General features: G+C 53.3%; 10 protein-coding genes and 1 pseudogene. 9 read left to right on the top strand and 2 right to left on the bottom strand.

All coding sequences use genetic code 11. From position 1 onward, the window contains the following. The first annotated feature begins 640 nt into the window (after positions 1 to 640). The 7 genes and pseudogenes from CJ260_RS11215 to CJ260_RS11185 all read left to right on the top strand — a co-directional run bounded on the left by CJ260_RS11215 (position 641) and on the right by CJ260_RS11185 (position 6,539). Positions 641 to 804, top strand: a pseudogene (locus tag CJ260_RS11215) (DUF362 domain-containing protein). A 135-nt stretch (positions 805 to 939) separates the two neighbouring features. Then, entirely contained in the window at positions 940 to 1,374 is a 435-nt protein-coding gene (lspA, locus tag CJ260_RS11210; protein ID WP_087478381.1) for a signal peptidase II, read from the top strand. A gap of 14 nt (positions 1,375 to 1,388) precedes the next feature. Then, positions 1,389 to 2,306 (top strand): RluA family pseudouridine synthase, encoded by a 918-nt coding sequence (locus CJ260_RS11205; RefSeq protein WP_095630249.1) that lies wholly within the window; start codon positions 1,389 to 1,391, stop codon positions 2,304 to 2,306. A gap of 14 nt (positions 2,307 to 2,320) precedes the next feature. Further along, a complete protein-coding gene (gene pyrR / locus CJ260_RS11200) occupies positions 2,321 to 2,860 on the top strand; it encodes a bifunctional pyr operon transcriptional regulator/uracil phosphoribosyltransferase PyrR (RefSeq protein WP_087478383.1) in 540 nt (179 codons plus the stop codon). Positions 2,861 to 3,192: 332 nt separating this feature from the next. Then, the gene (locus CJ260_RS11195) at positions 3,193 to 4,302 is read left to right on the top strand and encodes an alpha/beta hydrolase (protein ID WP_198947459.1); all 1,110 of its coding nucleotides are present in this window, start codon (positions 3,193 to 3,195) and stop codon (positions 4,300 to 4,302) included. 73 nt (positions 4,303 to 4,375) lie between these two features. Continuing rightward, positions 4,376 to 5,560, top strand: a complete 1,185-nt coding sequence (locus tag CJ260_RS11190) for an MFS transporter (protein ID WP_095630248.1) — start codon at positions 4,376 to 4,378, stop codon at positions 5,558 to 5,560. Between the two features lie 22 nt (positions 5,561 to 5,582). After that, positions 5,583 to 6,539 (top strand): MBL fold metallo-hydrolase, encoded by a 957-nt coding sequence (locus CJ260_RS11185; protein WP_095630247.1) that lies wholly within the window; start codon positions 5,583 to 5,585, stop codon positions 6,537 to 6,539. A gap of 74 nt (positions 6,540 to 6,613) precedes the next feature. On the opposite strand, the gene CJ260_RS11180 is transcribed toward CJ260_RS11185, so the two are convergent. Then, complete coding sequence (locus CJ260_RS11180) at positions 6,614 to 7,513, bottom strand: LysR family transcriptional regulator (RefSeq protein ID WP_095630246.1); 900 nt, start codon at positions 7,511 to 7,513, stop codon at positions 6,614 to 6,616. Between the two features lie 104 nt (positions 7,514 to 7,617). On the opposite strand from CJ260_RS11180, the gene CJ260_RS11175 reads away from it, so the two are divergent. Both CJ260_RS11175 and CJ260_RS11170 read left to right on the top strand, forming a co-directional pair. Then, positions 7,618 to 8,196, top strand: a complete 579-nt coding sequence (locus tag CJ260_RS11175; RefSeq protein WP_087478387.1) for an Rpn family recombination-promoting nuclease/putative transposase — start codon at positions 7,618 to 7,620, stop codon at positions 8,194 to 8,196. A 139-nt stretch (positions 8,197 to 8,335) separates the two neighbouring features. After that, a complete protein-coding gene (locus tag CJ260_RS11170; RefSeq protein ID WP_095630245.1) occupies positions 8,336 to 8,596 on the top strand; it encodes a hypothetical protein in 261 nt (86 codons plus the stop codon). A 231-nt stretch (positions 8,597 to 8,827) separates the two neighbouring features. On the opposite strand, the gene CJ260_RS11165 is transcribed toward CJ260_RS11170, so the two are convergent. Further along, a complete protein-coding gene (locus tag CJ260_RS11165; RefSeq protein WP_233127982.1) occupies positions 8,828 to 9,307 on the bottom strand; it encodes a flavodoxin in 480 nt (159 codons plus the stop codon). Positions 9,308 to 9,326 lie beyond the last annotated feature (19 nt).

Here is a 9,326-nt window from a genome sequence, read left to right as displayed (position 1 = left end):
TAGAATGGATGTGATCCATAGTGATTGCTCCTTTGTTGATGATTTCTCGCAAAACCATTTTAACATGAAGCTTCACTATGGATTTTTGTTTTTTGATTACCTGTTCAAATTCATTTTACAATTAACCTTACAATTAACCTGGTAAAAATTTAATCGAATTTTAATCTAAATTTAATTTACTTTTGGCCGTAACCTGCTATTATAATAAGTGTAGAACAGATCATCTACGACGAGTTGAAGATATAAGTTGTTCATATACCCCTCGAACACCCCTATCTTATGTCTTCAGCAAAGCTAAGATATTATCTTCCCCCGATAGTATCTTACACTTAGAAAGAGCCGGCCCCCCTCGCCGGCTCTTTTGCTGTATATGGCAGCAGAAACGTAAAACGTTTATCTTTCATGCTGATAATGAACGATATTCATTCTGAGCTGCTGCGGGCGGTTTGGAGCATTTAGGGCAGCCCAGGAGAGAGAAGGCAGACTGTGCCTGTATATCTGAGGGAGAATGGTTTGGGACATGGCTGAAAATACTTTTTTTGCCCGATGCGGGGTCATTGACATTTTCAACTATTCGTGCAATAATGAGAAAGAACAAGGGACTAGTTCCCCGAACGACATGAGTCTGGAGGTGAAAAACATGCATGTAATTTCTGACGAATGCGTAAAATGCGGTTCCTGCGCAGCGCTTGCCCGACTGGTGCTATCGAAGAAGGCGAAACGAAGTACGTTATCACTGACGCTTGCATCGATTGCGGTTCTTGCGAATCCGTATGTCCGACTGGTGCTATCTCTGCTGAATAATAGCACCCCCGACTATAAGATAAAAAAGGAGACATGTATATGTCTCCTTTTTTATTTGAATTTTGCCGGTCAATATGATAGGATAGAATCACTGTACGATATCGTACGGAAAGATGCGCACATAGGAGGTTTTGGGTGCAGGTATGGTATATCGCCCTGGTAATCATTGCGTTGGACCAGGGAAGCAAATGGCTGATTCAGCAAGGAATGACGCTTCATGAATCGATTCCGGTCATTCCGGGATTTTTTCATATTACATATATTTTAAACAGAGGCGCGGCGTTTGGTATTTTAGAAAATCAACGCTGGCTTTTTCTGATTATGGCAATACTATTGTTTGTATTGTACGCTGTATTTCGCAAGAAGCTGCCGGAGCATCGGGCGGTGCAGGCCGGCGCGGGCATGCTCCTGGGAGGCGCCTTCGGCAACGCCTTGGACCGCTTTCTGCACGGAGCTGTCGTCGACTTTTTCGATTTCCGCATCTGGCCAGTGTTCAACATCGCCGATATCGGCATCGTCGTCGGCGTATGCCTGCTGCTGTGGTACAGCTGGACACATATTTCTGAGTAAGCGAGGATACCAATATGGATGAAATACGAGTAACCGTAACGGAAGAATGGGCCGATACGCGGCTGGACGTCTATATGGCCAAGACGATGGATATATCCCGCAGCTTCGCCCAGCAGCTTGTCGAAACGGGCGATGTGCTGGTCAACGGCAAGGCGGCCAAGAGCAACCGCCGCCTGAACGAAGGGGACGAAGTGGCCGTGACGATGGAGCAGCCGGCAGAGCTGCAGGCCGTGCCGGAAGATATCCCCCTGAATATCGTATACGAAGACAAGGACATCATCGTCGTCAATAAGGCCCGGGGCATGGTCGTCCATCCGGCGGCGGGAAATCCCGACGGCACGCTGGTCAACGCCCTGCTGTACCACTGCCGCGGCGAGCTGTCCGGCATCAACGGCGTCATACGCCCGGGCATCGTCCACCGCCTGGACAAGGATACGTCGGGCGTCATGGTGGCTGCGAAAAACGACGAAGCTCATAAGGGACTGGCCGCGCAGATCAAAGCCCATTCGGCCCGCCGTACCTATTGGGCCCTCGTCCACGGCAACATTGCCGAAGAAAAGGGCATCGTCGACGGCCCCATCGGCCGCCATCCCAAGGACCGGATCAAGATGGCCGTCACCTTTAAGGGCGGCCGCGAAGCCGTGACCCATTTCCGCGTCCTCAAGCGCTACGGCGAGTACACCTGGATTGAATGCAAGCTGGAGACGGGGCGGACCCATCAGATCCGCGTCCACATGGCCTACATCGGCCATCCCGTCGTCAACGATCCCTTATACGGCTATAAAAAAGATGATTTTCCCATTGAGGGACAGGCTCTTCATTCCCATTGCCTGGATTTGGTTCATCCCGTCACGGGAGAGGCCATGCACTTTGAAGCGCCTATGCCCGACGATTTTGCAGCGTGCCTGCACCGTGCCGAACAGCACAGATAAGCGAGGTGTGTACGATGTGGAAAGAAAAAAATCTGCTCATGGATGAGAAAGCCATGGGCCGGGCGATTCGCCGCATTGCCCACGAAATCATCGAACGGAACAAAGGGCTGGATAATACGGTTCTCGTCGGCATCCATACCCGGGGCGTACCGCTGGCTAAACGGCTGGCAGCGGAACTGTCGGCTATTGAAGGCCTGGCTGTGCCGGTCTACGACCTGGATATTTCCGCCTATCGCGACGACGCCAAAAAGACGTCTATCAACATGGTCGCCAAAGGGCAGACCCGCTTCGACGCCGACGGCAAGACGGTCATTTTAGTCGACGACGTCCTCTTTACGGGACGGACGGTCCGCTCGGCCCTGAATGCCATCATGGAGCTGGGCCGGCCCCGCTACATCGAGCTGGCCGTCCTCGTCGACAGGGGGCACCGCGAGCTGCCGATCCGCGCCGATTACGTGGGGAAAAACGTGCCGACGTCGCGGCGCGAGGACATTTCCGTCCAGCTGCGCGAAGTAGACGGGCAGGAACAGGTCGTCCTGCGGGAACAAATCTGATATACTATATATAACAAGAAATAGAGGACGCTTCGCAGCCTCCTTACCGTGTATGTTCTAAGGAAGTGATACTATGGTAGGTCAATTAGTAGGAATCGTCGTCGTCCCTCTCGTCGCCTTTATCGTGTATATGCTGTACGCAAAATATCTGCGGTAACGGCGCGGCGGCAGCTGCTCTATCGGGGGCGCTGCCGTTTTTTTATATGCCAATTCATGCTTTTAAAACATGGATTGGCATTTTTTCTAAGTATTTGTTATTGCTATTCCCGTAGTATATACTTGAGCTATCAAGAGAAGGACTTTTGAAGCAGAACATCGGAGGAGGTATTCCTATGAAAGGACGAAGCAGAAACTATATTATCATGGCCTTGTTAGGCCTATCCGTTTTAGGATTCGGCGGGCTGGCCGCCGCGGCCGATATAGCGGAACACGCGCCGCGTTTGATAGCCGATGCGACCCTGCCGCCCGGCGATATGTCCCGCGGAGCCGATAATTTCTACGTCAGCGACAAGGTGGACGGCAAAACCGTGACGTTTACCGATATATACGATATGAAGGTCGCCGGAAATCTCTTCGTTCCTAAGACGCTGAAAGCCGGACAGAAGCTGCCGGCCATTATCGTCGGCCATCCTATGGGAGCCGTGAAGGAGCAGAGCGCCAGCCTGTACGCCCAGAAAATGGCTGAACAGGGCTATGTGACATTGGCTATCGACCTGCCCTACTGGGGTGAAAGCGAAGGGATGCCGCGCAACAGCGTCAATCCCGATACCTATGCCGAAGCCTTCAGCGCCGCCGCCGACTACCTCGGCACCCGCGATTTCGTAGACCGGGACAACATGGGTGTCATCGGCATCTGCGGCAGTGGTAGCTTCGCCATCAGCGCGGCGAAAATCGACCCGCGCCTCAAGGCTATCGCAACGGTCAGCATGTATAATATGGGCGATGCCAACCGCCACGGCCTCCATCATTCCGTGTCGCTGGAGCAGCGTAAGGCGATCATCGCCCAGGCGGCCCAGCAGCGCTATGTCGAATTTGAAGGCGGCGAACGACAATATACGAGCGGCACGACCCACGAGCTGACGGAGGATACGGACCCGATTCAGCGCGAATTCTACGATTACTACCGCACGTCCCGCGGCTCGTATACGACGCCCGGCGAAGACCCGGCTCACACGACCCACCCGACGCTGACGACAAACGTGAAGTTCATGAATTTCTATCCCTTCAACGACTTGGATTTGATTTCGCCGCGGCCCATGCTGTTCATCGCCGGAGCCAACGCCCATTCCCGTGAATTCAGCGAAGACGCGTATCGTTTGGCGAGCGAACCGAAGGAGCTGTACATCGTCCCCCATGCAGGCCATGTCGATTTGTATGACAGGACCGACGTCATCCCCTTCGGCAAGCTGACCCAGTTTTTCAATCACTATTTAAAGAACTAAGGAAAACGGCAGGCGCTGCGGCAGTCCATAGCGGATGCGGCAGCGCCGCCGTCTGTTCCGCCCATAGGAGGCCATGATGAAAGGACATCGGTTGTTTATCTTTATTTTAGCCGTCGGCGTGTTCGGCATTTTAAATACGGAAATGGGGGTTATCGGCCTTCTGCCGTATGTATCAGCGTATTTCGGCGTATCTATTTCCGAAGCGGGGGCGTTGGTCAGCTTGTTTGCCCTCATCGTCGCCGTGTCGGGGCCGGTCATGCCCCTGCTCATGTCGCGGTTTGAGCGGAAAAAGGCGATGCTCTTCGTGCTGGCCGTCTTTATCGCCGGCAACGTCATATCGGCCGTGACGGACAGCTTTGCCATCCTCTTGGCGGCCCGGGTCATTCCGGCCTTTTTCCATCCCGTGTACTGCGCCCTGGCCTTTTCGGCGGCGGCAGAAGCAGTGCCGCAGGAGTACGCCCCCGATGCCGTCGGCAAGGTCATGGTCGGCGTAGCTGCCGGCATGGTCCTCGGCGTACCCGTCAGCAACTTCCTGGCCGACGCCGTATCGCTGCAGGCGGCCTTCGCCTTCTTCACGGCTGTCACAGCGGCGGCTTTTTTTGCGACGCTGTTTTGTATTCCGTCCATGCCGGCCGGCCCGAAACGGACTTACGGCGAGCAAATCGGCATCCTGCGCCGTCCTGCCGTGTGGATGTCGATTTTTGCCATCGTCTTCATGAACGGCGCCTTATTCGGCGTGTTTACCTATTTGGCCGAATACTTGGGAGTCGTGACGGTCTTGTCCGGCGGTGCTGTGAGCCTGTTTTTATTCGTTTACGGCCTATCCAACAGCGCAGGAAGCTTTCTGTCGGGGCGGCTCATCCGCTGGAACGAGGGGTTGACTGTGCAGGCCTTTCCCTGGGTTCTGCTGGCGCTGTACGCCTTGGTATGGCTGGGCGGCGCGATGGCGGCTGTCATGGCCGTCCTCGTCGTGGCCTGGGGCTTCATCGGCGGTGTCAACGCCAGCACGCAGCAGTATATCCTCACCCAGGCTGCGCCGGAAGCAAAGGAATTTGCCAGCGGCATCTTCCTTACGTCGGCCAACGCCGGTACCATGGCCGCGTCGGCCCTCTGCGGCTGGTGCATTGCCCAGTGGGGGACGGCGGCGGTTCTCTTAGGCGGCGCGGCCTTTGCCGCCGTCAGCGTCGTGTTCCTGCGGCTGCGGTCGCTTGCTTTTCACCGCTCTGGCAAAGAAGAAACGATAGCTCAGGTTTCATGATATTTTATAAGGAGGAATAGATATGAATTTGCATTTTATTACGCGGCGTACTCTGTCGAAAGCCGTGTTCGCTGCGGCCATAGCCGCGATGATGATGCCGTCCGTGCTGGCGGCTCCACAGACGGTTCCGGTAAAGCCGGCGGCCGTCGTACAGCAGTATGCCGACCTTGCGCCGGCCCAGGAAGTCGTTTTAAATGATATTACTGTCTATGCCTTTGATGAAAGCCCATTGACTTTAGAAAGCAGCATTTTTCCCGACCTATCTCAGTATCCGGACCGCATGGCCCTCATGCCGAAGGGGCAGTTCCATACGATTACCCGTACCTATTTGATTCAAACGGGAGATAGACGGGTCCTTGTCGACGGCGGCTGGGGCACGGAAAGCGGCGTAGACGGCAGGACAGTGGACTACTTGGCGAAATACGGCGTATCTGCGGACGACGTAACAGATATTTTGCTCACCCATATGGACGTAGACCATATTTCCGGCCTGCTTCACGGCGGTAAGGCCGTTTATCCTAACGCTGTGCTCCATATTGCCGCGAAGGAATATGACCGTTGGATTGTCCAAGGCGCCGACAGGGAAGCGGAATACATTACTCTGGCACGAAAGGTGGCAAAAGCTTATGAAGGCCGTATTGCCTTATTTGACTATGACGAAGAAAGCCTGCCGGGGATTACGGCCCGCAACGCCAACGGCCACACTATGGGCCATACGTGCTATGACGTTACGTCCGGCAATAAGGGGCTGACTATTGTCGGCGATATGATTCACGTTGCGCCCATTCAGATGCGCCATACCGAGTATTGCAGCGTTTACGACGTTGATCCCGCATTGGCTGCGCAGACGCGGGAACGCGTTTTGTCAGAACTGAGCCGGACAGATCGCCTGATTGCAGGCATGCACTTCCCGCAAATCGGCAAAGTCCGCAAGGATAAGGACGGCGGCTACGTCGTCGTCTCAGACACAAAGCCATAATTTTTCTGATAATATAAAGAATCCTCCCTGTGTCCTGATGATAGGACATAGGGAGGATTTGCTGCTGTTTGATATTACGTGTCTAATGAGATGGCCGTTAAATCTTTGCGGATATGCTCCAGAAAGATGCGGCTGGCTTTGGAAAAGCGGTGCGATTTTTTCCAAAGCAAGTACGGGATTGCCTGGAGGGGCGGATGGAAGGGGCGATGGCACAGCGGGCTGGCCGGCCCGGTTGGGGCGAGATTGTCGAAGGAGGTGGCATAGCCCAGCCCTTCCTGAACCAGCAGGGATGCGTTATAAAAGAGGTTGTATATGGCGACGATATGAAGCTGCTCGACGGGCACGCCGAGCCAGCCGGAAAATTCGTTGTGCTCCCAAGCCTGGGCCGAGTAAATCAAGGGGATGGAAAGGAGATCCTGCGGCTCTATGACAGCCTTTTGGCTGAGGGGACTGTCCTTACGCATGAGCAGACCCCAGCGGTGTATTCCAGGCAGGCGCAGGTAGTGATAGGGAGTCAAATCAAGGGGGCCGAAGACGACGGCGAAATCTGTCAGCCCCTTATCCAGCTTGTCCAGCACGTCGGGCGCGTTGCCGCTGTAGAAATGGGTTTGGATGAAAGGATAGGAACGCCGCATCGCCGTCAGCGTGCGGGCGATAAAGCGAATGGGCTCGCCTTCGCCGCAGCCGATGCGCACTTCGCCGCGGATTGAGGCGTCGTCCATAGCGGAAAACTCCGTCGTCGTCTTGTCGATGAGGCTGAGGATTTCTTCGGCCCGCTGGCGCAGGAGAAGTCCCTCTTCGGTCAGGCTGATGCGGCGGCTGCCGCGGATAAACAGCTGCTGCCCTAGTTCCTCTTCCAGCTCCATGAGCTGCCGCGACAAGGTCGGCTGCGTGACGTGCAGGGCCTTTGCCGCCTGGGTGATGCTGCCTTCCTGCACTACTGTAAGAAAATATCGAAGTACGCGGATTTCCATGACCTCAGCTCCTTTATAATATCTATCTGTATTATATCATACGAGATGCAGCGGAGCCTTCATTTCCGTTTTGTTATAGCCCGGTATATTGTCGAAACGTACGGATGTTTGATATACTACAAGTAAGAAAAGTAATGAGAAATAAACGATTGTGTCAATATTTAATCGAAAAAATTTTAAACATCAAAATCGCCGACATTACCTATCCAGATGTGGAAAAAACGATAGATATCCGATTGGACAGCAAGAGCGTCCGTCTTGACGTATATGTTAAAGATGATACGGGACGCGTATTCGATATTGAAATGCAGTGCGAAAACGAACCGAACGGTGGCCTGACCAAGCGGACGCGATATTATCAGGCCATGATTGATATGGAAATATTAGAGACAGGCGAAGATTACGACTGCTTAAATCCGTCGTACATTATCTTCATTTGCACCTTCGACGCTTTTGGCGACGGCCTGCCCGTCTATACCTTTCGGAATCACTGCATCGAAAAGGAAGCTATAGAACTGGGAGACGAAGGAACAAAACTATTTTTAAACTGTAAAGGCGACGACAAAGCTCTGGACCCGGATATACGAGCGTTCTTGCGTTACGTCGACGGTAAGGTTGCTGAGTGCGCGCGTGTATCGGCAGACTATGTTACGGAATTAGGGAAAAAGAATTGTTTATTGTAGTCTGACTAAGGCATCTGCGGGAGCAGGTGTCTTATTTCGCAAGATAGGCTCTCGATTTTGCGAAGACGACAGTGAGCTGTTGGCGGACATACGGGCGTTTTTGAGATACGTAGACGGAAAGGCGGCGGAGGGGAGATTTATGAAAGCCGTAGAAGATGAAGTCATGAGGGTGAAGGAACATAAGGAAACGAGGCGAGAATATATGACGTACGCAATGGAAACCAAACGGCGCGAGCTGGCGAGCTTTGCCGAAGGTGAAAAAACGGGCGAGAAAAAGAAAGAAACCATGATGATATTGGCTATGCTGCGGAAGGGATTTTCCGTAGAAAGTATTGCAGAGTGTGAGCAAACCTCGGTAGAATATATCATGGAATTAGGGAAAAAGAATCATTTGTTATAATCTGTATAAGGCGTCTGTGAGAGTGGACGCCTTATGTCGTAAGATAGGAGTCGTTTTTTGAGAAACCAATGGCAAACCGCTGGGCCCGGATATGCAGGCGTTTTTGAGATACGCAGACGGAAAGGCGGCAGTACGACATCCTATTCGTTACTATGTAAAAACACACGAGTCCGACGGCACCTTTAGGACAGGGCCATCGGACTCGTGTGTTTTATATGTAGGGATATTCTATTATTTAAAGCTGTTCAGCCATTTCGTCGCGCTTTCGACGGTTTGGCGGCCGTTTAGGAGTTTGCCTGACTTAATCATCGCGCCGGGACAGGACGGCTGCAGGTCTTTGGCCGTATTGCCGAGGCCGCTGCCACCGGACGTAGCGAAGAGTACGATAGTCTTGCCGGAAAAATCGTGGCTTTCCAAAAAGGTCTTGATGATCGACGGGGCCGTGTACCACCAGATAGGGAAGCCGAGGTAAATGGTGTCGTAAGGGCTGACGTCGATGGATTTGCCGCCTATGGCCGGGCGGAAGGACGGGTTGTTCTTTTCTTTTGTCGTGCGGCTGCTGCGGTCGGTCCAGTCTAAGTCGGCCGGAGTGTACGGCGTTTCCGGTACGATTTCATAGAGATCGGCTTTGGCTGCCTGGGCTAATACGGCCGCGGCCTTGGCCGTCGTGCCGCTGGCAGAAAAATACGCTACTAAGGGTTTGTTCATCATAAAATCCTCCTTGTCATGA

It is taken from the genome of Megasphaera sp. ASD88 (assembly GCF_002287425.1).
Lineage (GTDB): Bacteria > Bacillota > Negativicutes > Veillonellales > Megasphaeraceae > Megasphaera > Megasphaera stantonii.
This window is presented reverse-complemented; position numbering and strand designations above follow the sequence as displayed.